The sequence below is a fragment of the Catenisphaera adipataccumulans genome (assembly GCF_014202755.1).
Taxonomy (GTDB): Bacteria; Bacillota_I; Bacilli_A; order Erysipelotrichales; family Erysipelotrichaceae; genus Catenisphaera; species Catenisphaera adipataccumulans.
On the sequence record NZ_JACHHK010000001.1, the window covers coordinates 57,294 to 80,645 of the forward strand.

Annotated in this window: 23 protein-coding genes; 3 read left to right on the plus strand and 20 right to left on the minus strand. The window is 52.0% G+C overall.

The window, feature by feature from the left end; translation table 11 throughout:
* Positions 1-2: 2 nt before the first annotated feature.
* Both HNQ47_RS00315 and iorA read right to left on the minus strand, forming a co-directional pair.
* A complete protein-coding gene (locus HNQ47_RS00315) occupies positions 3-575 on the minus strand; it encodes an indolepyruvate oxidoreductase subunit beta (protein ID WP_183326441.1) in 573 nt (190 codons plus the stop codon).
* Positions 575-2,320, minus strand: a complete 1,746-nt coding sequence (gene iorA, locus HNQ47_RS00320; protein WP_183326443.1) for an indolepyruvate ferredoxin oxidoreductase subunit alpha — start codon at positions 2,318-2,320, stop codon at positions 575-577. The genes HNQ47_RS00315 and iorA overlap by 1 nt, the downstream gene beginning before the upstream one ends.
* 176 nt (positions 2,321-2,496) lie before the next feature.
* On the opposite strand from iorA, the gene HNQ47_RS00325 reads away from it, so the two are divergent.
* Both HNQ47_RS00325 and HNQ47_RS00330 read left to right on the plus strand, forming a co-directional pair.
* Positions 2,497-4,131 (plus strand): class I adenylate-forming enzyme family protein, encoded by a 1,635-nt coding sequence (locus tag HNQ47_RS00325; RefSeq protein WP_183326445.1) that lies wholly within the window; start codon positions 2,497-2,499, stop codon positions 4,129-4,131.
* A 65-nt stretch (positions 4,132-4,196) separates the two neighbouring features.
* Positions 4,197-4,355 carry a rubredoxin gene (locus HNQ47_RS00330; protein WP_183326447.1) on the plus strand — a complete coding sequence of 53 codons (159 nt, stop codon included), beginning with the start codon at positions 4,197-4,199 and terminating at the stop codon, positions 4,353-4,355.
* A 29-nt stretch (positions 4,356-4,384) separates the two neighbouring features.
* Here the strand turns inward: HNQ47_RS00330 and HNQ47_RS00335 are convergent, their stop codons facing one another.
* From HNQ47_RS00335 to pyrG, 8 genes are all read right to left on the minus strand, one after another.
* The gene (locus HNQ47_RS00335; RefSeq protein ID WP_183326449.1) at positions 4,385-4,975 is read right to left on the minus strand and encodes a hypothetical protein; all 591 of its coding nucleotides are present in this window, start codon (positions 4,973-4,975) and stop codon (positions 4,385-4,387) included.
* A 52-nt stretch (positions 4,976-5,027) separates the two neighbouring features.
* On the minus strand, positions 5,028-5,600 hold the full coding sequence (locus HNQ47_RS00340) for a ferritin family protein (RefSeq protein WP_183326450.1): 573 nt from the start codon (positions 5,598-5,600) through the stop codon (positions 5,028-5,030).
* A gap of 122 nt (positions 5,601-5,722) precedes the next feature.
* Positions 5,723-6,178, minus strand: coding sequence for a macro domain-containing protein (locus tag HNQ47_RS00345; protein WP_183326452.1), 456 nt, complete (start codon positions 6,176-6,178; stop codon positions 5,723-5,725).
* A gap of 96 nt (positions 6,179-6,274) precedes the next feature.
* The gene (locus tag HNQ47_RS00350; RefSeq protein WP_183326454.1) at positions 6,275-7,108 is read right to left on the minus strand and encodes an HAD hydrolase family protein; all 834 of its coding nucleotides are present in this window, start codon (positions 7,106-7,108) and stop codon (positions 6,275-6,277) included.
* The gene (locus HNQ47_RS00355) at positions 7,108-8,232 is read right to left on the minus strand and encodes a hypothetical protein (RefSeq protein WP_183326456.1); all 1,125 of its coding nucleotides are present in this window, start codon (positions 8,230-8,232) and stop codon (positions 7,108-7,110) included. Before HNQ47_RS00355 ends, HNQ47_RS00350 begins: the two co-directional genes overlap by 1 nt.
* 48 nt (positions 8,233-8,280) lie before the next feature.
* Positions 8,281-9,450: an LL-diaminopimelate aminotransferase gene (locus tag HNQ47_RS00360; RefSeq protein WP_183326458.1), complete on the minus strand. Its 1,170-nt coding sequence runs from the start codon at positions 9,448-9,450 to the stop codon at positions 8,281-8,283.
* Positions 9,447-10,229 carry a diaminopimelate epimerase gene (gene dapF, locus HNQ47_RS00365; RefSeq protein ID WP_183326460.1) on the minus strand — a complete coding sequence of 261 codons (783 nt, stop codon included), beginning with the start codon at positions 10,227-10,229 and terminating at the stop codon, positions 9,447-9,449. Before dapF ends, HNQ47_RS00360 begins: the two co-directional genes overlap by 4 nt.
* Positions 10,229-11,830, minus strand: coding sequence for a CTP synthase (gene pyrG, locus HNQ47_RS00370; RefSeq protein ID WP_183326462.1), 1,602 nt, complete (start codon positions 11,828-11,830; stop codon positions 10,229-10,231). The genes dapF and pyrG overlap by 1 nt, the downstream gene beginning before the upstream one ends.
* Before the next feature lie 166 nt (positions 11,831-11,996).
* On the opposite strand from pyrG, the gene HNQ47_RS00375 reads away from it, so the two are divergent.
* Positions 11,997-12,710: an HAD family hydrolase gene (locus HNQ47_RS00375; protein ID WP_183326464.1), complete on the plus strand. Its 714-nt coding sequence runs from the start codon at positions 11,997-11,999 to the stop codon at positions 12,708-12,710.
* Here the strand turns inward: HNQ47_RS00375 and HNQ47_RS00380 are convergent.
* Genes HNQ47_RS00380 through HNQ47_RS00425 form a run of 10 tightly spaced genes read right to left on the minus strand, consistent with a single transcriptional unit; the run spans position 12,705 to position 23,322 of the window.
* Positions 12,705-13,805 (minus strand): nitrogenase component 1, encoded by a 1,101-nt coding sequence (locus HNQ47_RS00380; RefSeq protein ID WP_183326466.1) that lies wholly within the window; start codon positions 13,803-13,805, stop codon positions 12,705-12,707. The two genes, HNQ47_RS00375 and HNQ47_RS00380, sit on opposite strands and share 6 nt — an antisense overlap.
* Complete coding sequence (locus HNQ47_RS00385) at positions 13,802-15,082, minus strand: nitrogenase component 1 family protein (RefSeq protein WP_183326468.1); 1,281 nt, start codon at positions 15,080-15,082, stop codon at positions 13,802-13,804. The genes HNQ47_RS00380 and HNQ47_RS00385 overlap by 4 nt, the downstream gene beginning before the upstream one ends.
* Positions 15,075-15,830, minus strand: a complete 756-nt coding sequence (locus HNQ47_RS00390; protein ID WP_183326470.1) for a nucleotide-binding protein — start codon at positions 15,828-15,830, stop codon at positions 15,075-15,077. The genes HNQ47_RS00385 and HNQ47_RS00390 overlap by 8 nt, the downstream gene beginning before the upstream one ends.
* On the minus strand, positions 15,830-16,831 hold the full coding sequence (gene hypE / locus HNQ47_RS00395) for a hydrogenase expression/formation protein HypE (RefSeq protein WP_183326472.1): 1,002 nt from the start codon (positions 16,829-16,831) through the stop codon (positions 15,830-15,832). The genes HNQ47_RS00390 and hypE overlap by 1 nt, the downstream gene beginning before the upstream one ends.
* Positions 16,828-17,871, minus strand: coding sequence for a hydrogenase formation protein HypD (gene hypD, locus HNQ47_RS00400; protein ID WP_221247909.1), 1,044 nt, complete (start codon positions 17,869-17,871; stop codon positions 16,828-16,830). Before hypD ends, hypE begins: the two co-directional genes overlap by 4 nt.
* Entirely contained in the window at positions 17,868-18,077 is a 210-nt protein-coding gene (locus HNQ47_RS00405; RefSeq protein WP_183326474.1) for a HypC/HybG/HupF family hydrogenase formation chaperone, read from the minus strand. Before HNQ47_RS00405 ends, hypD begins: the two co-directional genes overlap by 4 nt.
* A gap of 1 nt (position 18,078) precedes the next feature.
* Complete coding sequence (gene hypF / locus HNQ47_RS00410; protein ID WP_183326477.1) at positions 18,079-20,337, minus strand: carbamoyltransferase HypF; 2,259 nt, start codon at positions 20,335-20,337, stop codon at positions 18,079-18,081.
* On the minus strand, positions 20,325-21,320 hold the full coding sequence (locus HNQ47_RS00415; protein ID WP_183326479.1) for a nitrogenase component 1: 996 nt from the start codon (positions 21,318-21,320) through the stop codon (positions 20,325-20,327). The genes hypF and HNQ47_RS00415 overlap by 13 nt, the downstream gene beginning before the upstream one ends.
* Positions 21,317-22,573 (minus strand): nitrogenase component 1, encoded by a 1,257-nt coding sequence (locus HNQ47_RS00420; protein WP_183326480.1) that lies wholly within the window; start codon positions 22,571-22,573, stop codon positions 21,317-21,319. Before HNQ47_RS00420 ends, HNQ47_RS00415 begins: the two co-directional genes overlap by 4 nt.
* Positions 22,570-23,322: a nucleotide-binding protein gene (locus HNQ47_RS00425; RefSeq protein WP_183326482.1), complete on the minus strand. Its 753-nt coding sequence runs from the start codon at positions 23,320-23,322 to the stop codon at positions 22,570-22,572. The genes HNQ47_RS00420 and HNQ47_RS00425 overlap by 4 nt, the downstream gene beginning before the upstream one ends.
* Between the last annotated feature and the right edge of the window lie 30 nt (positions 23,323-23,352).

The window sequence follows — 23,352 nt, forward strand, 5'->3', positions numbered from 1 at the left end:
CCCTAGGCATTCTTTCCTAACTCGAATGCGACTTTATTCATGGCCAGGAATTTCTTCGGCACGACAGTTTCTAAAGCTTTCTGCCATACTTCTTCCGGGAAGTCAAAGTAATGCGAGAGCCGGCCCATCAACACGATGTTGACGGCTTTCGGTGAACCAGCCTGTTCAGCCAGCGACAAGCAGTCGATCGCATCGACCTTCGCGCCGGCCGCTTTCATTTTTTCTTCGAGATTTTCCGGATACTGCATCGCACCGGTGATGACCGGCATCGGATCGATCTGCTGCGTATTGGTCACGACCTGGCCGTCCTTGCGCAGATACGGCAGCCAGCGGGCTGCTTCCAGCAGTTCAAACGAAACGATAAAATCCGCTTCGCCTTTATCGATGATCGGACTGGCTACATGATCGCCGTAACGCACATACGTAACGACGCTGCCGCCGCGCTGCGACATACCATGCACTTCCGAAACTTTCACATCATAGCCTTCGTCCAAAAACGCTTGGCCTAATAGTTTACTTGCCAGCAGTGAACCTTGTCCGCCCACGCCGACGATCATGATATTCTTGGTTTCCATTATGCGGTCTCCTTTCCTGTACGTTCAAACGCACCGAATTTACACATCTGCTCACAGACACCGCAGCCGACACATAATGTTTCATCCACATGTGCATGACCGTCCTTGAAGGAAATCGACGGACAGCCGATCTGCATGCAGGAGCGGCAGCCCACACATTTTTCCGGGTCGACGCGCAGCGGTTTATCATGCTTGACATATTTCAACAGCGTGCACGGCCGGCGGGAAATGATGACCGACGGCTCATCGGCAGCCAGTTCTTCTTTGACCACGCGGTCGCAGGCAGCCAGATCATATGGATCGACCACAACGACACGATTAAAGCCCATCGCCCGGCATAATGCCTCCAGATCGATCTTGCCGGCCGGATCGCCTTTGATATTGTATCCAGTCGTCGGATTCTGCTGATGGCCAGTCATACCGGTAATGGAGTTATCTAAAATGATGACCGTAGAATTGGACTGGTTATACGCAATATTGGCCAATCCGGTCATACCAGAATGACAGAAGGTAGAATCACCGATCACGGCAACGGTCTTATGTTCATTTTCACCGTCGCCGGCTTTATTGAAGCCGTGGATCGAGCTGACGGAACCGCCCATGCATAAGGTCATATCCATCGCATTCAACGGTGCAGCAGCACCTAACGTATAACATCCGATATCACCCAATACCGTACACTTATTTTTCTTTAAGGTGTAGAACAGTCCGCGGTGCGGGCAGCCCGAGCACATAGCCGGCGGCCGGTTCGGGATCTCATCCGCTATAGCCGGTCCAGTTTCAGTTTTCTTGCCGAACGCTTCCGCAACGATATTCTGTGAGAATTCATCACACATCGGCAGCACATCTTTGCCGTGGACCTTCAGGCCTAACTGTTTACAATGGTTTTCAAAGATCGGATCCAATTCCTCTACCACATACAGTTCGTCTACCTGATCGGCAAATGCTTTCAGCAGGCGATCCGGCAGCGGATTGACCATGCCTAGTTTCAGGATCGAAACGGTATCGCCGAACACTTCTTTGACATATTGATAGGAAGTGGATGACGTGATCACACCAATATGTTTGCCGCCGTTTTCAATGCGGTTGATCGGCGCTGTCTCTGCCCATTCAGCCAATTTTTTCGTACGCTCTTCAACGATCGGATGGCGCTTTTTGGCAAATGCCGGCATCATGACATATTTCGGTGCATTCTTTTCATACACTTTGCGTGCCGGCACCACGCGTTCATTGGTTTCAACGATGGACTGAGAATGAGAGACCCGCGTACACATTTTCAAAATGACCGGTGTATCAAATTCTTCGGAAATTTCAAAAGCAAGCTTCGTGAAAGCCAGCGCTTCAGCGGAATCCGAAGGTTCGAGCATCGGCACTTTGGATGCGATCGCATGATGGCGGGAATCCTGCTCATTCTGCGAGGAATGCATACCGGCATCATCTGCCACACCGATGACCAGACCGGCATTGACGCCGGTATACGACATCGTGAACAGCGGATCGGCCGCAACGTTCAGACCGACGTGTTTCATGCCGCAGAACGAACGGCGTCCTGCCAGCGAAGCACCGAACGCCGCTGCCATTGCGACCTTCTCATTCGGTGCCCATTCACAATAAATTTCATCATATTTGGCCGCCTCTTCCGTGATTTCCGTACTCGGCGTGCCTGGATAACTGGATACAAAACAGCATCCGGCTTCATACAATCCACGGGCTGCCGCCTTGTTTCCAAGCATCAATTGTTTCATAAATGCTTTACCTCCATGTTTTTCTGTAATCTATTTAATATTGTAAGGCTTTTCTATGATTTTTGTAAATAACTTCCTGAACCGTTGTAATTTTCTGAAACCAATTGACATCCTTTTTAAAAAGCTGTACCTTTTTTTTAGTACGTTATAATATATTTGTATACTTGGAGGTTAACATGCCGATTACTTACTTACTTGAGCGCAATGCGCGGCTCTACGGTGATGAGACCGCATTAGTCGAGATCAACCCCGAAGTCACCGAACCGCAGCGCGTCACCTGGAAAGAATACGAACTGATCCAGCCGACTTCGACATCGTACTACCGCCGGGAAATCACCTGGTCGGTCTTCGATGAAAAAGCCAACCGGGTCGCTAATTTATTACAGAAAAAAGGCATTCAGAAAGGACAAAAATGCGCGATCCTGCTCATGAACTGCCTGGAATGGCTGCCCATTTATTTCGGAATTCTAAAATGCGGCGCCATTGCCGTACCGCTGAACTTTCGTTATACAGCGGATGAGATTGCCTACTGCATCGATAAAGCAGATGTCGATGTGCTCTTTTTTGGAGAGACATTCATCGGCCGGATCGAGTCGATCGCTGATGAAATTGGCCAAAAACGGCTGCTCTTCTATGTCGGCAATGATTGTCCGTCCTTTGCGGAAGACTATCAGGAATCCACTGCCAACTGTTCCAGTCTGGCACCGAAGGTGCTGATCGAAGATGAAGACTATGCAGCCATCTATTTCTCATCCGGAACCACCGGTTTCCCGAAAGCAATTTTACTGCGCCATCAGGCGCTGATGCAGTCGGCGCACATGGAACAGATCCACCATGAAACGACGCATGACGATGTGTTCCTGTGCATTCCGCCGCTTTACCATACCGGCGCCAAGATGCACTGGTTTGGTTCGCTGTATACCGGCAGCAAGGCCGTCTTGTTGAAGGGAAACAAGCCAAAAGCCATTTTCCGTGCCGTTTCCAACGAACGCTGCACCATTGTCTGGCTGCTGGTCCCATGGGCACAGGATATCCTGACGGCCCTGGATTCCGGCGAACTGAAAAAAGAAGATTACCATCTGGATCAATGGCGCCTGATGCACATCGGTGCGCAGCCCGTACCGCCGAGTCTGATCCGTCATTGGCAGCGCTACTTCCCGGGCCAGAAATACGATACAAACTACGGTCTGTCCGAATCGACCGGACCGGGCTGTGTCCATTTGGGCATGGATCACATTGATAAAGTCGGTGCCATCGGCCTGCCAGGTTTCGGCTGGAAAGCAAAGCTGATCAATGAAGACGGCTCCCCGACGGCCGACGGTGAAGTCGGAGAACTCTGTGTCAAGGGGCCGGGCGTCATGGTGGAATACTATAAAGATCCGCAGGCAACGGCAGAAACGCTGGTCGACGGCTGGCTGCATACCGGTGATATGGCCCGCCAGGATGAAGACGGTTTCTATTATCTGGTCGACCGGAAAAAAGACGTCATCATTTCCGGCGGCGAAAACCTTTATCCGGTACAGATCGAAGATTTCCTGGCTGCCTATAATAAGATCCAGGATGTTGCCGTCATCGGTACACCGGATCCGCGCTTAGGCGAGATCGCTACCGCTATCATCGAAATCAAACCAGGCATGACCTGCACCGAGGATGAGATCAACCAATTCTGCATGAAGCTGCCGCGTTATAAACGGCCGCGCCGCATCATCTTTGCGGATGTACCGCGCAATGCGACCGGCAAGATCGAAAAACCAAAACTGCGTGAGACCTATAACGCAGTTCGGCTGGTCGAAGAAGAAAGCAAAAGCTAGTCATCCTGCTTTTCAAGCGGACCGATATCCGCTACAATAGAATTGTATTTACAGGAGGAACAAAAATGAAATACGTATGTAAATTATGCGGCTGGGAATACGATGAAGCAGCCGGCGATCCGGATAACGGCATTGCACCGGGCACCAAATTCGCTGATCTCCCGGCAGACTTTACCTGCCCGCTGTGCGGCGCCGGCAAAGACGATTTCGAACCACAGGCATAACGAAAAAAGATCGCAGATGCGATCTTTTTTTATAGATATTTTTTCGATTCCGCTTCATATTTTTCGGCATTCTTTTCATCGCCGCGATTGCGGTATTGTTCCGCGATCAAGTATGCATACATGCCGCGGTTCAGCGCATCGGCATCCTTTGAAGCTTCTTTTAGTTCATTGATATGATTGGACTTTTTCAAAATGAAGATGTCCCAGATCAGCTCAGCATGGGCCTGCGCTTCCGGCACATTCAGCATCCGGATCTCATCTAACAGCGGTTCGCTGCGCTCTTTATTGCCGTTCATCGCATAATATTCAAACGCCCGGGTATAAATATCCAGTCGGGCCTGCTTGGTTCGTGCCAGATTGATCAGTTTGTCATACTGTTCTCCTAGTTTATCGTCTTCGCCTTTGACCAGATACTCGTTCAGCCGCGCGTATTCGATGTTGTAAGGGGTGAAGACCCAGCGGCTCATCGGGGACTCCAGATCTTTCTCAAAGTTTTCAAACTGTCCGTACTGCAGTTCATTCTGCAGCCGATTCAGCCGCATCCTGCGGAACGGAACTTTCAGCAGCGGATAGATACCAAAAAGAATGCAGATAACAGCCAATAGGATATAGATGTTCATAGGTGTATACTACCAAAAAAAAAGATCTGTCACAAGGACAGATCCTAAATTTTTATTCACCAAAATAGCGTTTCAGCAAGCCGGCAAATGCTTTGCCATGACGAGCTTCATCACGAGCCATTTCATGAACGGTATCATGGATGGCATCCAGGTTGGCAGCCTTAGCACGTTTTGCCAGATCTGTCTTTCCTGCCGTTGCGCCGTTTTCAGCTTCTACACGCATTTCCAAGTTCTTCTTTGTGGAATCCGTGATCACTTCGCCCAATAATTCAGCGAATTTCGCAGCGTGCTCTGCTTCTTCATGCGCTGCTTTCTCGTAATATAAACCAACTTCCGGATATCCTTCGCGGAACGCTACACGGCTCATTGCCAGATACATTCCGACTTCCGAGCACTCTCCGGTAAAGTTTGCACGTAAATCTTCTTTAATATCTTCCGGAACATCCGATGCGATTCCCACAACGTGTTCTGCTGCCCAGCTCAATTCTTCTTCGACCGGAACAAACTTCGACTTCGGCTGACCGCAAGTCGGGCATTTCCAATCTTCTGGTAAATCTGCGAATTTAACTCCTTCTTTTTCTTCGTCATAAATATGACCGCATACTGTACATCTGTATTTCATCATTCAGTCTCCTTTCTCTTATTGACTTTTGACATCTTCATTATTAACAAAACCATATGGAAAGTCAAAAACGATGCTCAAGTTTTAAAAAAAATTGTCCGCACAAGTGCGGACTCTGGATCGTGTCAATTCATCAAAATGTCAAATGTCTGTTTGGCAGCCGTATCAGGAAAGATCCAAATGATTTTCTCAAACGAACCCGGATGCTGCATCAAAAAATCCTCTACTGCACCCTGTGCCACCAACGCTGCCATTTTATCCGGAAAGCCGCTGATCTTCGACGGAAGCCCGATGGTTCGGATCTCATTTTGCTTCGCCATCGCCAGGACATCCTGGTAGCAGCGATACAGCCGCAGTGCTTCATTTTGTTTTCCGCCGCTCCAGATCGGACCGGCAGCGAGGATCGTGTACCGGCAAGGCACTACATTTGCCGGATCGCCGGGACCGTCGTATGTTTCCAAAGAGCAGGAATTCGTACGATCGGTATTTTCGTCTGTGGAAAATCGCACTATAGCAGCTTTGTCAGCCCGCTTGATCAGCTCACTCAGCTGTGTCGTCATTACAGTCCCGTGCTTGTTCATAACTACACCCCCCTGTAAATGAATCTTGACACCATCCTTTCTGTTTTCATTATAAACTGTGTGCTTTACATTTCAAGTCAATTATTTTCAGAAAATCTATGCTTTTTTCGTCATCTCGACCATATGATGAATGACCGAATGTGTCTCAAACGGACCGACGGTATAATTGGCGGCCGCGATCGCTGAGGGGCTCGCATTACTTGGGGCATACGAATGATCAAATGCCTTCAGCATCTCGATATCATTGCCGCCGTCGCCGTATACGGCCACCTCATCGCTGCGAAAATGCAGGCGGTGCGCCAGCCATTGGATCGCTGTCGCTTTATTGACATCGGCCCGGGTCAGTTCGCAGAAATGCTTCGCATACGGCGCGTTGCAGATATCTGGATGCGCCGTCACAAAACGATCGATCTTTTCCTGCAGCGGATCATTGCGCACGCTCCAGTTAATTTTGCATACATTGATCCCCTTCAGCTGATCGGGGGAATCCAAAAATTTCACGAACTGCCGTTTATACGTCAGAAACTTCTTCACCCAGTCCGGATCGCCTTCATAGGATTCGATCTGCCGGCGCTCATCTTGGGCATATTCTTCCCGCGTGCACAAACGATAAATGCCGCTGTCTGAGGCAAAATCTGCCTTTGCCTCCGGAAACGCCTGCACAAATTCGCGAACGGTCTGCTCCGACATCGGGCTCAGCTTTAATGTCTGATGATCCGGATCTAAGATCTGGGCCCCGTTCATACAGATGACATACGCCTTGCGGTCGACCGGACCGAGATCGGCCAGCTGAGAATCCCGGCCGGTCGCAATGGCGAAAGACCGGTCAGCTTTCAGCAGCTGATCGATCCCGCGGACGATTTCTTCATCCCACTGATGCGATTGGTTGAGCAGCGTCCCGTCCAAATCACTGACAAACAATTGGATCATTAAACCACCTCATATTTCTGGATCACAAATACCCAGTTGTCATCGACCTTCTTCAACACACCGGTTGCTTTGACACTGCAGTTTTCGTCATTGATCGTTGCGCCGGAAACTGTGACTTCACCGGAACCGTCCGTTGTTTTCATTTTCTTATCGGATGCCGTCTTAATGCCGGACGGAAATTTGCCTTTGACCACGATCAGCTTGTTGGCATACTTGTCCGGATTGGAGAGCACATCCTTCAGTTCAAACTCTTCCTGTACCGTAACGGTAAATTCCTGGATGGACTCATGGCCCAGACTGTTGACCGCAACGACCATTGCTTTATAATTTCCGGTTTTATCGGTATTCAGATTCTTGGTCAGGATCGTATAGAACGGCTGGCCGCCCGCCTGCTCCAATAACGATTTGTTTTCGGTCACGCGCGCTGCCGTATCGTAATCCGTCTGTACATTTTTATACGTCAGTGTGCCGTCGACCGGATCGACGACCGAGGAAACGTTACTGTTGAGATCGGCATCTTCCCCCTTGGCAACGGTCATGGAAGAACCATTGAGCGTGATGACCGGCCGGATGGCCGCATTGTCCTTGATCCGCACCCGGAACGTACGGGTCGTGACATTGCTGTTTTGATCTTCGGCCTTCACCGTAACGGTATAAGAGCCGACCTTCTTGGTGTTGACCTGGGAGGAATCGATCGTATAGGTTCCTTTCTTCAATTCGTCGGCCTTGACCAGATCGCCGTCGACCGAATCGGTCACCGACTTTACATTCCCCTCAATATCAACATCCTCACCAACGGTACTTTCAATCAATGTCTTTTTGAATTTAATTTTTGGTTTCGCGGTATCAGTCACCTCGACCTTCAGCGTCCGCGTCACTTCCTGACCGAGTTTTTCAGCCGTATAATCGACCTTGTACGTGCCGACTTTCTGTGTGTTCAAATCGCTGGAATCGATGGTCAGATCGCCTTGTACAGACTTGACGAATTTTTTCAGATCTTTATCAGAAACCGAATGACCGTATTCCAGTTCATGGGATCCGGAAGTAAATTCGAGTGACGGCGAAATATATGCACAGCCACTGAGCAGGATCGCCCCGCAAATAATGAACTCTATGTATTTCATGTTCCCATTATACCATATCCAAAAAAAATGCTGCTTTTCAGCAGCATATTACTTTTTCAATAAAGCGACCAGACGGCGTCCGGCTTCCTTGGTATCCTCCGGATCACCGAAGCACGATAACCGGAAATTGTGTTCACCGCAGGCACCAAAACCTTCGCCCGGTGTACCGATGATCTGCACTTCATTCAGCAGATAATCAAAGAACTCCCAGCCAGTCATGCCGTTCGGGCAGTCCAGCCAGATGTACGGCGCATTTTTGCCGCCGACATACGTGATGCCCACCTCATCCAGGGCTGCCATCAAATACTTCGCATTCTGCTTGTAGACGGCGATGTTCGCCTGCCATTCTTTCTTGCCCTGTTCGGTAAAGATCGCCATGGCACCGCGCTGAATGATGTAGGAAACACCGTTGGTCCGGGTCGTCCGGTTGCGCACCCACATATCATGCAGGACCATATCTTCACGCACCAGCTCATGCGGCACGATCGTATAACCTAAACGCGTACCGGTAAAACCGGCTGTCTTGGAAAAGGAACAAATTTCGATCGCGCATGTTTTCGCTCCTTCGATCTCAAAAATGCTTTTCGGCAGATCTTCTTCGATAAACGCCTTGTAAGCCGCATCGAAAATAATCACCGCATCGGTCGCATTCGCAAAATCGACCCATTCTTTCAATACTTCGCGGGTCATGACGCTGCCGGTCGGATTGTTCGGTGAACAGATATAGATCAAATCCGGATGCAGGTCCGGATCCGGTTTCGGCAGAACGCCGCCGTCGTAATGAATGATCTTACGGCCGTCCATCACATTGGCATCCACATACGCCGGATATGCCGGTTCCATGATCATTACGACGGCATCGCGGTCAAACAGATGCAGAATGTCACCGAGCTCATCGCTGGCGCCGGAAGAAACAAAGATATCATTGACATCCAGATCGATGCCTTGTGCGGCATATTCATTCTGGATGGCTTCCCGCAGCGGCTGATAGCCGACTTCCGGCAAATAACCATGGAACGTTTCCTGGTGCGCCTGATCGTCAACGCCCTGATGCAGAGCGGCAATGACACTTGGAGCCAACGGCAGAGATACATCTCCGATGCCCATGCGGTACATGTGCTGATCTGGATGTGCCTCCTGGTATACTTTTACTTTCTGAGCGATGTTCGCGAACAAATAGGAATCCTGTAATTCGCTGTAATGGTGATTGATTTTCATTCGACTGTCTCTCCTTCATAAACGACAGCGGCCGGACCGGTCATTTCGACCGCACCGGAATCGGATACAGAAATGTATAAAGAACCGCCGTCCAGTTTTACCTCAATTCGTTCATTCATCGGAACCAAATGGTGCGCTGCTGCCGCTGCCACGCTGGCGCAGGCGCCCGTTCCGCAAGCCATGGTGATGCCGCTGCCGCGCTCCCAGACGCGCATGCGCAGCGTATGCTCGTCGACCACTTGTACAAATTCAATATTCGCACGGTCCGGAAACTGCGGCGCGCATTCCAGGACCGGCCCCAGCGTATCGACCGGTGCTGCTTCGGCATCTTCGGTAAAGAGCACAAAATGCGGATTGCCCATCGAAACATAGGTTCCCGTATGGCCTTCGGCTTCCAGTGCCGGATCAAGGATCTCACGCTCTCCCATGTCTACGGTCACCAGATCGACTTTATTTTGTGCATTCGTATGCAAAGAAAGATGCTTGATCCCGCTCTTGGTATCGATATCCAGCTCTTTCTTTTTCGTATATCCTTTGTCATAAACATATTTACCGACACAGCGGATGCCGTTGCCGCACATCATCGCTTCGCTGCCGTCCGCATTAAAGATACGCATTTCAAAATCCGCTTTCAGGCTCGGCATGATGTAGATCATCCCGTCAGAACCGGCACCGAAATGACGTTCTGAGAGCTTGATCGACCGTTCTTCCGGATCCACCGGAAAACCGTACACATACAAATAATCATTGCCCAACCCATGCATTTTGGTAAAGTGCATTATTGCTTTGCCTCCTTTGCCGCTTTGACCAGGCCCATGAATAATGGATGCGGCCGATTCGGACGGGATTTAAATTCCGGATGGAACTGTACGCATTCAAAATACGGGTGATCTTTTAATTCAATGGCTTCCACCAGACGGCCGTCCGGCGACAGTCCCGCAATGACCAGACCGGCATCAACCAGCTGCTGACGGTATTCATTGTTGAATTCATAGCGGTGACGATGCCGTTCATGGATCTCACTCTGCCCGTAGCATTCTTTCATATGCGTTCCTTCCTGCAGAATGCACGGATACGCACCCAGCCGCAGCGTGCCGCCTTTATCCATTTCTTCGTTTTGATCCGGCATGAAATGGATGATCCGGTGCTGACATTGCTCATCGAACTCATATGAGTTCGCATCTTTCAAGCCGACGACATTGCGGGCAAATTCAATGGCCGCTACTTGCAGACCTAAACAGATGCCCAGATACGGAATCTTGTTTTCCCGGCAGTACTGCACCGCCAGGATCATGCCCTCGATGCCGCGGTTGCCGAAACCGCCCGGTACGATAACACCGTCCACATTGCCGAGCACTTGATCCAGATCTTCTTTGTGCAGATGCTCCGAATCGATCCAGTCAATATCAACGATGACGTGCTGGTATATTCCCGCATGCTGCAGCGCTTCTTTGACCGACAAATAGGCATCATGCAGACCGACATATTTACCGACCAAACCAATGCGGACATGTCCGTCAACTTGTTCGATTTTTTCGACCATAGAAATCCAGTCGGTCAGATCCGGTTCTTTCGTCTCCAGTTTCAGCTCACGGCAGACGATCGATGAGAAATTGTTCTTCTCCAATGCCAACGGCACTTGGTATAAATTCGGCAGCGTGCGGTTTTCAAACACGCAGTCACGTTTGACGTTGCAGAACATCGAAATTTTCTTGAAGATCGACGGTTCCAGCGGCCGATCACAGCGCAGCACGATGATATCCGGCATCACGCCCATGCCCTGCAGCTCTTTGACGCTGTGCTGGGTCGGTTTTGTTTTATGCTCATTGCTGCCGCTTAAAAACGGCACCAAGGTCACATGAATGAATAAACTATTTTCCGGTCCGACTTCCAGGGCGACCTGACGGATCGCTTCAATGAACGGCTGCGATTCCATATCACCGATGGTGCCGCCGACCTCGGTGATCACCACATCCGCATTTGTGGTCTTGCCGACCCGGTAGATGAATTCCTTGATCTCATTGGTGATATGCGGGATTACCTGGACCGTTGATCCCAGATACTCGCCGCGCCGTTCTTTGTTCAGCACGTTCCAGTAGACCTTACCGGTCGTCAAGTTGGAATACCGATTGAGGTTTTCATCGATGTAACGTTCGTAATGTCCGAGATCCAGATCGGTTTCAGCACCGTCTTCTGTAACATAGACTTCGCCGTGCTGATACGGACTCATGGTACCTGGATCGACATTGATATAAGGATCCAGCTTCTGCGCTGCGACTTTCAGGCCGCGTGCCTTTAAAAGACGGCCCAACGATGCAGCGGTAATGCCCTTGCCTAAACCGGAAACCACGCCTCCGGTCACAAATATATATTTTGTCATAAAATGACCTCCCGTATTCGAAAACAGGGTAAAGAGTCTGATTGCCGACACCTTTACCCTTAACATTAAAAATTTTATGCCATGAAAAAAACGATGTCAATAGATGAAAACGGCTTTTGAAAGTTTCATAGTTTTCTTTCAAGGCGAAAACGAGTACACTGAAGACATGAAATTATTTGCGAGCGACTTCGACGGCACGCTCTACCGTCATAACGAAATCACAGCGGCCGATCAGCAGGCCATCGCCGCTTTTCAGAAACATCACACCTTTGCGGTCAGTACCGGCCGATCCCTGACCGGTATCGATTTTGCGGTACAGGGCGTCATCCGTTTTGACTACTATATCTTAGCCAGCGGTGCCTTGATCCTGAATGCGGAAAAAGACCCCATCTTCATGCGCACCATCGACCGGCCGCTGATCAAACAAATCTATCAACGCTGGAACGATCTGCCGATGGTATTCCATGCCGAAGATACTGTCTTTACGCTGGATGCCCCGCTGCCGATGCAGAAGCACGTCGACCATCTAAGCCAGCTGCCGGACCAGATCTATGGGCTCTCCATCGCTGCACCGAATGAGGCAGCAGCCAAACAGATCGTTCACTTTATCAATGAACAATATGGCGAGGTCATGCATGCTTTTCAGAACCGTACCCACATTGATGCGGCCCCGGCCGGCTGCTCCAAAGGCAACGCCATCCGCATCCTGAAACAGGCCGGATTCTCTTCCTGCGAAGCCATCGGTGATTCCTATAATGATATCCCGATGTTAGCGGCAGCCGATGTCGCATATACATTTCCGTATGCGCCTGCCTTTGTACAGAAAAACGCAGACCGGATCGTTGAATCCGTGGCCTGCGCCCTTTCGTATTCATTATAATTGATTGGCTTCCAGCCAGGCATCGCCGGCTTCTTCCACTAAATCCGGAATCTCGTTGAGATACATCCGGCCGGAGTAAGCCACCCGCGGCAGTGCAATGAACCGTGCCTGTGGCGGACAGATCGGCCGGAGCAGCGGATCCGCGATCACGATCTCTGCATCAGCAGCAGCCTTCGCAATTTCTTCTTCAAACTCCGTCTGCACCATATTCCCGACGTGTTGTTCCGATGCACTGACGACACGGAACGAATCCCAGCCGCGCTGTTCCAACACCCATGCCAAAGTGTGCATCTGGACCGGTTCCCCGATCAGCACGATACGATGCCCCGGTTTCCGCGAATGCAGGAAGCCTTTTTTGTGTTCGATCAGCTCGGACATAGCTTTGGACCCGGCAGTGCCGATCGGCACACCGACACAATATGGGATCCCGAACCTTTCTTCCATCTCTTCAGCTGCCGCCAGTCCGTCTGCGGAAACCACCACATTGACCGCCGCCTGGCCCGCATCGGTGATTTCCTGCCAGATACAACCCATCGACCAGCACGAAACCATTCCATGGGCTGCGCCGAAACGGCGCAGATGAACGGCGCTGCCGTAATGATCCAGCGGCGTCACACCGAGCAGATTGATGCCGGTATGATGATCCGATGGTTTTACGAAACGTTTCACCAACATCTGATATGCCTGAGAAGCGCCATGAATGTACGAGTTCATCCCGCTGGTCTTCAATCCGAAGGCTGGTATGCCGGTGATGGTTTCAATTTCCCGGGCGATCCCAATAAAATCTGTGCCCATGACCGTAGCGATCGGCGATCCATATAAGGCAATAAAACGCGGCTCCAGTTCCTCTGCTGCTTCAACGACTTGATCGATCAGCTTTTGATCGTTGCCGAGGATCGCATCGTATTCGGTCAAGGCAGAAATAAACATCAGGCTCGGGATCTGATCCCAGCGCGGTTCATCATGGGTCGCATACGTCGAGTTGCATCCGGAGGCATCATGCACGATGACCAGACCGCCTAGTTCATATAAGGCGGAATTGGCGCCTGCCCAGTCGGCTGCCTCATTGACTGTTTTCTTGGTTGCCTTTTTCATCCGAAACATCCTTTCGCTTTGATTTCGATCATCGCCGGATCTTTTTCATAAAACAGCGCATCCTGCATCTGTTCGCACAATTTACGGATGCCAGTATAGCCGTATAAGCCGTCATTGGCGACCATGTTCACAAAATGCCGCGTGCCGGAATAATACGTCGCTTTCTGTCCGATTGCCAGACAATCCGGATCCAGATCGTGCCATAAACGGCAGCGGTAATGCACCGCCGCCCGCAGTTCCATCTCCGGAGCCAGCACGCGTAAGCGCTGCAGGGCATCCTGTTCTCCTGGCAGAACGGCATCGCTGTAGACCGTGGTCACATTCATCCCATGTTCTAAAAGCAGACAGGCCAGTTCGAGCGGCCGCGGGGTCGCACTGTAATCGATCTGAACGGCCCGGCCGTGTAAAAGCCGTGCTGTTTTACGCAGGGCTTTTTCTGCCAGTTCTTTCTGACGGGAAAAATCTTTCCGCTGAATACCTAACGTATCCGCCAGCCGGTCCAGATCGGCTTCGATTTCCTTCATCGACCAGGTATAAGGTATATAGATCGGGATCTGGCCATTGCGTGCCTGCAGATCGCGGGCGGCTTCTTTGGCGACCGGCATATTATAGATGAGATATTTTGCGTGCGCCATTTCTTTGTATTCGGCATATGTTTCACACAGCGGCAGATCGTAAATTTTCTGATCGCTCAAAAGACTGTAGATCTCACTGTCCGGATCCAGCGCAAAGTAATTGCCGATGATATCCACTTGATCCGGGTCTTTTTCCACATTCCCTAACGGCGCATACCACTGGCGTGCCGTCACTTCTTCATAATGCAGCTTGGACTGCCGCATGGTGCAGTTCATATAGTTTTCGATCCAGTCCACCTGCGGATACCGTTTTCGCAGATGCGTCATAACATACGGCAGATCGATCGCGGTAAAATGATGCACACAGGAGGTAAAGACCATGACACAGGGCGGCAGTGTTTCCATGGCATCCAGAATATCACAGACCCCTTCATAGAACAGCTTTTCCATATCGCCGTCCACCGCATCTTCTTCTTTGACCGTGACCATCGCAAACCGATCAAGCAGCCGGTCTTCCGCCGCTGATAAAACGACCCCGCGCAGGCAGCCTTCCGGGCAGACAAAGATTTCTAACAAGCCCGGTACAAGCATCGGCGTATGCGCAATGGTCCAGGTGCCGCGGGTCTGCGGGGTAAATTCCAGGCTGGATTCAAACGGAGCGTCGGATGTGACCCGACCGATCGGCAGTACAGGTTCAGTCATGGGCATTCTCCAATAACTCTTCAGCCAGCCGGCGGTACATGTTGGCCGCATAACTGTCCGGGAACGCTTCGATCACGGTCTGATGACGGTCATCGGCTTCCTGCACCGTTTTGGAGAAATCCAGGATCCCGACGACCGAAGAATGAATATCTTTGCACAATTTGGCAATGCGTTCTTCTTCCTGATTGACCATACGCCGATTGACAATAACTCCGCCTAATGTCGCATAGCCGCGTTTCTGGAACATCTCCACCGCCAGGGCAATATTCATGGCTGCATGAATGGACATCGCCTCACCGGAAGTCAGGATATAGACCTGATCGGCATAGCCTTCACGGATCGGCATCGCAAAACCGCCGCAGACAACATCGCCCAGCACATCAAACAACACCACATCCGGGTGATAGACTTCATAGGCTTTCTTATCATCAAGAAACTCCATCGCCGCAATGATCCCGCGGCCGGCACAGCCAAGTCCCGGAGTCGGGCCGCCGGCTTCCACCAGCAGCACATCCCGATAGCCGCGTGTCACGACTTCCTCCAATGTAGTCTCTTGATTTTTTTCACGCAGCAGATCCAATACGGCTGCTTTTTCCGGTTCGCGCCGTAAATTGATCGTACTGTCTGCTTTGGGATCGCAGCCGATCTGCATGACCGTATAGCCTTTTTCTGCTAAAGCGGCGGAAACATTCGAAACCGTTGTCGATTTTCCGATGCCGCCTTTGCCATAAAATGCGAGCTTGATCATCAGCAGATCCTCGGAAGCAGTTCGCCGCCCGGACGCGGCAAAATGGTTTCACTGCCGATCGCTGTTTTCATCGTGACCACACCTTTTCGATCGGTCACCGTACCGATGACGGCCGCATTCTGCGAATACGGACAATCATGCAGGATCTCGATGACTTGATCCGCCTGATCCTGCGGAACAAACATCACCAGGCGGCCTTCACAAGCCAAATAGAGCGGCTCCAGCCCGAGCATGCCGCAGACGCCGCGGACCGCCGGATCGACCGGGATGGCTTCCTGATTCAAACGGATGCCGATACCAGATTGATGGGCGATCTCATACAACACCGTACCGACACCGCCGCGGGTGGCATCCCGGATCACATGTACATCCGGAACCGCATTCAGGACCCGTTCCACCGTTTTTCCCAATGGTGCACAATCGCTGGTAACATCTGCCTGGATCTTGAAATCGTTGCGTGCCAGCAAGATCGTGCAGCCATGCCGGCCGACATCTCCAGTCACGATCACCGCATCGCCTGGTTTTGCGTTGGCGCCGGCGGGATGGACGCCCTCCAACAATTCACCGACGCCGGCCGTCGTAATGAAGACACCGTCCACCTGTCCTTTTCCGGCGACTTTTGTATCACCGGCGACAAAACGGACACCCGCTTCCTGGGCTGTTTTTCCCATGGCGGCCGCCAGCTGTTCCAACGTATCCATGGAAAAGCCTTCCTCGATCACAAAGGAACAAGTCAGATACAACGGGCGGGCACCCATACAGGCTAAATCATTGACCGTGCCGCAGACTGAAAGCTTGCCGATGTTGCCGCCGGGAAAAATGGCCGGCGAGACAATAAAACCATCGGTCGACATCGCTATTCTGCCGGCCGGCAGATCCAATACCGCCGCATCATCGGCTGTCATATCCGGATTATCAAGATTTTTTTTAAAAATGCGGTCGATCAGATCCGCAGTCTGTGCACCGCCGGCGCCATGCGCCAGCGTGATCGTTTCACTCATTCTTGCGCCTCCTTACCATATGTATAAAATGCGGAGCAAGCCCCTTCATTGGAGACCATGCAGGCTCCCACCGGATGTTCCGGCGTGCATACGCGGTCAAACAGCGGACAGTCAAACGGCGTACAGTCGCCTTTCAGCACATCGCCGCATCTGCAGGCCGGGTTGGCATGGCCGCTGATATTTTCCAAATTATATTTTTTCCGCGCATCAAAATCGGCATATTCGGATCGCAGTGCGAGCCCGGATCTTGGGATCACGCCCAGTCCGCGCCATTCACTGTCGATCGGTTCCATGATCTCATGGATCAGTTTCCGTCCCGGCCGCGATCCTTCATCGGTCACGACCCGCGGATACGCATTGACAAAAAACGGTTTTCCTTCGGCACATTTTTTTGTGATGACCGTCAAAGCCGTAATAATTTCCGGTCCGGTAAAGCCGGTGATCACGCCGCTGATGCCGTCGGCACACAACTGTCGATAAATCGCTGTTCCCGTGATCGCGGATACATGTCCGGGATACAAAAAGGCATCGGCACTGTCCCGCAGCGCATAATATGCTTGATCCATGGTTTTATTGGCCGTTAAGATCGAAAAATTGCGGACCGCTTCGTTTTTTGCATTGCGTACGGCCATGCAGGAAGCCGGCGTCGTTGTTTCAAATCCCACTGATAAAAAGACAACATCCTGATCCGGATTGGCCTTCGCAAATTCAAGCGCATCCAACGGGCTGTACACCATTTTGATCACAGCGCCTTCTTTCCGGGCATCGGCCAGCGAAGCTTCACTGCCCGGCACCCGGATCAAATCACCGAATGTGCAGATGACCACACCGCGCCGCGCCAAAGCGACCGCCTGATCGATATAACCGACCGGGGTCACACAAACCGGACAGCCCGGTCCGGAGATCAGCCGGATCTTTTCCGGCAGCAGGCTGCGGATCCCCTGACGGAAGATTTCATGCGTATGCGTTCCGCACACTTCCATGATCCGCAGCGGGCGTCCGTCATAGGCTTTCAGCTGTTCAACAATTTCCGGATTCACTGGTATTCCTCCAGGATGGATTCACTTTCTGCCTCATCGGTACCGTTGATCTTCGCAATGGCTGCGCCGGCATGGACCATCACATAATCGCCGACTTCCAGATCCTCGACCAGTTCAGCCGAGACCTCACGCACGGCACCGGTCGCATCGACCAAAGCCTTGCCGTTTTTGATTTTCTTTACTTTTGCGGGTAATCCTACACACATATTATTCTCCTTTCTCCGGGTTTGCCGCCGCATAATATGCCTGCCCCAGCGCGATCCCGCCGTCATTGGCCGGAATCATCTGATGGGTGTAGACCGCAAATCCGTCTTTTGTCAATTGTTCTTTTAATTGATGCAGAAGCACCTGATTCTGCGCACAGCCGCCGCTGATGCAGACCCGTTTCAATGCCGCCGCTTCACGTATCTGCCGGCACATGGCCGCAATGCCCTGTGCCAGCCAGTGATGAAAAGCCAGAGCCGTATCGGCAGCGGGCTCACCATCCAGATGACGGCGGACCAAAGCCTGAAGCATCTCTTTGACCATCAACTGATGATCTTTGATCTTTACCGGCAGCGGATCAGATGGGTGTCCCTGCATGGCCGTGAACTCCAGGACCATGGAGGCTTCCCCTTCGCAGGTGTTGGTCAGACGCAGTCCTAAGATCGCACTGACCGCATCAAACAGCCGGCCGACGCTGGTCGTCGGGATCGTATGGATGTGCTGTTCGATCATCGTACAAAGCACATCCTGTGTGCCGGCATCGCATAGATGTAAAGCAGCCGCCTGATCCATAAGCCGGTGCTGATGCAGCAGAGCGACTGCCGGCCGGTAACATTCCACAGCGGCCCGGTCGCCGCCGGGCAGCACAAAGGGTTCAATGGATCCATAACGGGTATAATTATGTTCATCACACACGAAGAACTCCCCGCCCCAGATCGTTTGATCCGTTCCGTAGCCGGTGCCGTCCATCGCAATGCCGATCACCTCACCGGACAATTGGTTTTCTGCCATGCACGAAAGCACATGGGCATAGTGGTGCTGGATCTCCACGACCGGCAGTCCGAGATCATGCGCCACAAGGCGTGAATTGTACTGCGGATGCAGATCGCAGGCCACGACATCGGGGCGGATCTCCAACAAATCTTCCATACGCTGGATGGCCTGCCGTAAGGCTTCCACACTGCGGATATCGCTTAGATCCCCAATATATGGGGAAAGATAAAACAGATCCTTATTGGTGAGACAAAAGGTATTCTTCAGTTCGCCGCCGATGCCTAGGATCTTCCGGTCCGTCTGCACCGGCACGGCGGCCGGCAGCGGCGCATAGCCCCGGGACCGGCGGATCATCATCGGCTTGTCATCAAACCAAGCCATCACGGAATCATCCGCCCGCAGCCGGATCCGGCGGTTGTTGGAAAGGACCAGATCGCAGATCGACATCAGGTTCTCTCGGACATCCTCGTCGGTCCGGCAGATCGGTGCGCCCTTGGGATTGGCACTGGTCATCACCAGACAATCCGGTGTCTGAAGATCGTCCGGATATTCAAATAAAAGCATCTGCACCGGTGCGTACGGCAGCATCACTCCGACATACGGATTATCCGGTGCAATGGCGCGGCATAGCTTTCCGTTTGGTTTTTTCTTCAGCAGCAGGATCGGTTTTTGTGCACCGGTCAGGATCTTTTCCTGCGCCGGACTGACTTCGCATTCTCGGCGGACCACATCCATATTTTTCATCATTACGGCCAGCGGTTTGAACGGCCGAGTCTTACGCCGGCGCAGCGTCATGACGGTTTCTTGGTTTGTCGCATCACAGCACAGATGGAAGCCGCCGATGCCTTTGACAGCGGCGATCCGGCCATCGCACAATGCCTGCCGGCAAGTCTTCAACGCCGCATCCCGCCGGATATCGGTGTCCATGATATAAAGCTCCGGACCGCATTCGTTGCAGCACACGGGCTGGGCATGATACCGCCGGGTTTCTTCATGCGTATATTCGTATTCACATGCCGGACACATTGGAAATTCTTTCATGCTGGTGCGTTCCCGGTCATACGGCATACCGTCTAAGATCGTCAGCCGCGGCCCGCAGGCCGTACAGTTGATGAACGGATGTAAATAACGACGGTTGGCCGGGCCATACAGTTCTTTCTGACAAGTCGGACAGATCGCAATATCCGGTGAAACGAAAATATCCCCCTTGACTTTCATACTGTGCAGGATCGTAAAGTCGGTTTCGTCAATGGGCTCGCACGGCTCGGTTTCAATTTTCAAGATCATCGACCGATCCGGTGCTTTGATTTTTAAATCATGAATGAATGCTTCGTTTTGTGCCGCAGTTCCCTGCACGAAAATTTCAACATACGGCCCTTTGTTTGTGACCGTCCCCGTGACGGCATTGGCATGGGCGATGCGGACCACGAAAGGCCGGAATCCGACACCCTGGACAATGCCGAAGACCCGGATCCTTATTCGTTCCATAGCGCCTTTCTCCAGGAAGCCTCGTAGGCTTCGGCTGAATCAGCTTGATGCATCTGTCCGGATACCGCAAACTGCGGCAGCGGAATATAGGTGCCGGAAAAATCCGGGATCGCCTGCTGAAACATCGGATCGCCCATGATCACATCGTAGTCCCCGTTTTTGACCAGCTGGATCCATTCTGTTTCGCCGTCCAGCTGGATGTCGTTTGTTTGTTTATATTCGGCGTCCATCGTAAAGAAGGATGCAACATCACCGGTGCCGATGCAGTCGCGCACATAATCCGCATAAATTTGTTGATGAACGATCAGGATCCGGCGGTCTTCTTGATGCCGGCAGGTGCCGCGCAGACGGTCATAAGGGATCCCGAAACGTTCTTTCAAATAGCGGGCCGTTTCCAGACCGGAAGGTGAAAGCACAAGATTTTGTTTCGTACCGCCGGCCATCGTCCAGTCTTCCCATTGATCAAAGCACAAACCATCCCTTTGGCCGGGCAGATCCAGCGGCGTTGCGCCCCACTGGCCGATTTGATCGGTCGGTGCCGCCTGGATCATCGGACGCAGTGCCCGATAAGCTTTCTGCTGACCGATTTCATAGGTCTCCATGCCGGTCGTATCAATATAGATGCACGGCAGACCGAAGCGCTTTTCACCGATCCGGCACAAGGCCGCATAATCCGTAGCGATCACAGAGGGCGCTGGTGTGCCGATCAGCGCAAGAAAATGCGGCTGAAACGAAGTCAGCGCTTTTTCGATTTTATCCAGTAAACGGTCATCCCGTCCCAGGATCGCATCCAGATCCCGGAGGCCGGCAGAAAAGACCGCACTTTTTTGTGTATACCAACGCGGTTCATCAAAGCCGCACGTGTTGCCGGTGCAGCCGCCCGCATCACAGATGACGATCATGCCGCCTAACCCGAATAAAACGGAACAGGCGCCGGAGATATCCGGTGCAAACGGCGACAAATAACGAAACAATCCTTTCATGCGGACACCTCCTTGATCCGGTCTGCCAGCTTGATGAAGCCATCATAACCAAAGGGCTGTTTTTCACTGTTCCATTCGACGCATGGTACGTTTGGATACCATTGACCGGCATCCTTGCCGATCGTCAGATCCGGATGGGCATCCGCCTGAAAATTGATCATCGAAGGCGAGATACCCGTGTAAACCTTGGTTTCCGGACTCAGTTTCGCCAGCCGTTTGATGGTCGGAAGGTTCCGGGAGATGACATTGGAAAAGATCTCCGGAATGACATATCCTTGTTCCGCCAGGAAGGCTGCCAGTTCAAATGGATCAGCGTTGCACATTTCCCCGATCACGATGCGGCGGCCGCCCGGCAGCTCGGCTTGTTTCCGTTTGCCCTTCGCATACCACTCATCATCATCGATCGTAATTCCGACCGCTTTGGCAAGCAGCTGATACACATGATGGATCCGATCCGGCGCATAGACCCGCGGTATTTCCAAATAGGGCATGCCCAGCCGCTGATAAAGCTGTTCGCCGGCATACGCTGCTTCCGGATCAAGGATCAGATTGAAATTGGCTTCGCCCATCTTCTGATAGGCATCCAAGGTCTTCATTTCGGCAGCCTGCCGGATCTTAGTCAGGCCGGCTTTCTGAAGCAGCGGAAAAAGATCGCTTTCCGGATCGATCGGGCTGAACCAGCCCAATAGGTTGACCGCATGCGGGTCGACCGGCTTTCGTTTTAATAAAGAGAAAACCGTGTCATGGACCTGCACCATCGGCGGTTTGCGGCCTTCCCGTTCCAGCGCGTACATCGTGCTGGGCACAAGGATCAACCCGGTCTCCTGTGCTGTCTTTTCACAGATGCTTTCCAGATCGGTTGCGAGCAGAGCGTCGACACAGGTGATGCATAAGATCACAACTTTCGGATGACAGAGTTCATCGATTTCCTTCACTGCCTGCGTGATCTTGCGCAGATGACGGCTTGTGACCAAGTCGGTTTCATTCATCAATAAATAAAACATCCGATCCCGATAGTGTTCTTCAGCTGAGAGAATGGTCGAATTGCGGCCGCAGCTGGCCGGCGCGATCAGTAACATCACCGATTCGGGGATCGTCAAAGCAGCCCGTTTCACACCGAAGCCGATGGCGCCCGGTGAATTATAGGCCAGCGTTGCCGGCGAACTGTAGATCAAATGCGCGGACGGATCGTATTCGGCCGGAATTTTTTTGCCGGCAGCCAAGTCGGCCGCAGTGGTATAAAAGGCGTTCATCGGTTGTCCTCCCACAAGGTATCCGCCAGATCGCAGAACGTTTTCGTCAGCGGATCCTCCGGCATCGCTTCCACGACAGTTTTACCCTGTTCCTCGCACACATTGATCGCATCGCTGCGGCCGATATCCGCCACGATCGGTAAGCCGCGTTCTTTGGCAAAGGCGCGGACTTTTTCTTCTTCATTCGGTATGTTGCGGCGATTGAAAAGGATGCCGCGGACCGTCGCATAACTGCGGTTTTTGAAATTTTCCACGGCTTTCCAAATATTATTGGCCGCATAAAGTGCCATTTTCTCTCCGGAGGTGACGATCAGGATCTCATCGGCATAGCCTTCGCGGATCGGTGCCGCAAACCCGCCGCAGACCACATCACCCAATACGTCAAACAAGACCACATCCGGCTGTTCCCGTTCGAACAGCTCTAAGTCTTCCAGCAGCGCAAAGGTCGCCATGATGCCGCGGCCGGCACAGCCTAGGCCCGGCGTCGGTCCGCCGGTTTCCAGACAACGGATGCCGTTGTAGCCGATTTCCATGATATCCTCCAATGTCGGATCCTCATCATGCGCGCGCAGATAATCCATGACCGGTGTAATGGCTTTGCCGCCTAATAAAGAAAATGTACTGTCGGCTTTGGGATCGCAGCCGATCTGAATCACTTTTTTGCCCTGCCGGCTGAATGCCGCGGCCAGGTGACTGGTCATAGTTGATTTACCGATGCCGCCTTTTCCATAAATCGCAATCTTAAGCATAATTCCTCCAAAAAAAGACACTCCTTCCAA

Coding starts and splice junctions, on each gene's coding strand:
- HNQ47_RS00315 (WP_183326441.1), bottom strand. CDS start 575: ATGGAAACCAAGAATATCATGATCGTCGGCGTGGGCGGACAAGGTTCA.
- iorA (WP_183326443.1), bottom strand. CDS start 2,320: ATGAAACAATTGATGCTTGGAAACAAGGCGGCAGCCCGTGGATTGTAT.
- HNQ47_RS00325 (WP_183326445.1), top strand. CDS start 2,497: ATGCCGATTACTTACTTACTTGAGCGCAATGCGCGGCTCTACGGTGAT.
- HNQ47_RS00330 (WP_183326447.1), top strand. CDS start 4,197: ATGAAATACGTATGTAAATTATGCGGCTGGGAATACGATGAAGCAGCC.
- HNQ47_RS00335 (WP_183326449.1), bottom strand. CDS start 4,975: ATGAACATCTATATCCTATTGGCTGTTATCTGCATTCTTTTTGGTATC.
- HNQ47_RS00340 (WP_183326450.1), bottom strand. CDS start 5,600: ATGATGAAATACAGATGTACAGTATGCGGTCATATTTATGACGAAGAA.
- HNQ47_RS00345 (WP_183326452.1), bottom strand. CDS start 6,178: ATGAACAAGCACGGGACTGTAATGACGACACAGCTGAGTGAGCTGATC.
- HNQ47_RS00350 (WP_183326454.1), bottom strand. CDS start 7,108: ATGATCCAATTGTTTGTCAGTGATTTGGACGGGACGCTGCTCAACCAA.
- HNQ47_RS00355 (WP_183326456.1), bottom strand. CDS start 8,232: ATGAAATACATAGAGTTCATTATTTGCGGGGCGATCCTGCTCAGTGGC.
- HNQ47_RS00360 (WP_183326458.1), bottom strand. CDS start 9,450: ATGAAAATCAATCACCATTACAGCGAATTACAGGATTCCTATTTGTTC.
- dapF (WP_183326460.1), bottom strand. CDS start 10,229: ATGCACTTTACCAAAATGCATGGGTTGGGCAATGATTATTTGTATGTG.
- pyrG (WP_183326462.1), bottom strand. CDS start 11,830: ATGACAAAATATATATTTGTGACCGGAGGCGTGGTTTCCGGTTTAGGC.
- HNQ47_RS00375 (WP_183326464.1), top strand. CDS start 11,997: ATGAAATTATTTGCGAGCGACTTCGACGGCACGCTCTACCGTCATAAC.
- HNQ47_RS00380 (WP_183326466.1), bottom strand. CDS start 13,805: ATGAAAAAGGCAACCAAGAAAACAGTCAATGAGGCAGCCGACTGGGCA.
- HNQ47_RS00385 (WP_183326468.1), bottom strand. CDS start 15,082: ATGACTGAACCTGTACTGCCGATCGGTCGGGTCACATCCGACGCTCCG.
- HNQ47_RS00390 (WP_183326470.1), bottom strand. CDS start 15,830: ATGATCAAGCTCGCATTTTATGGCAAAGGCGGCATCGGAAAATCGACA.
- hypE (WP_183326472.1), bottom strand. CDS start 16,831: ATGAGTGAAACGATCACGCTGGCGCATGGCGCCGGCGGTGCACAGACT.
- HNQ47_RS00405 (WP_183326474.1), bottom strand. CDS start 18,077: ATGTGTGTAGGATTACCCGCAAAAGTAAAGAAAATCAAAAACGGCAAG.
- hypF (WP_183326477.1), bottom strand. CDS start 20,337: ATGGAACGAATAAGGATCCGGGTCTTCGGCATTGTCCAGGGTGTCGGA.
- HNQ47_RS00415 (WP_183326479.1), bottom strand. CDS start 21,320: ATGAAAGGATTGTTTCGTTATTTGTCGCCGTTTGCACCGGATATCTCC.
- HNQ47_RS00420 (WP_183326480.1), bottom strand. CDS start 22,573: ATGAACGCCTTTTATACCACTGCGGCCGACTTGGCTGCCGGCAAAAAA.
- HNQ47_RS00425 (WP_183326482.1), bottom strand. CDS start 23,322: ATGCTTAAGATTGCGATTTATGGAAAAGGCGGCATCGGTAAATCAACT.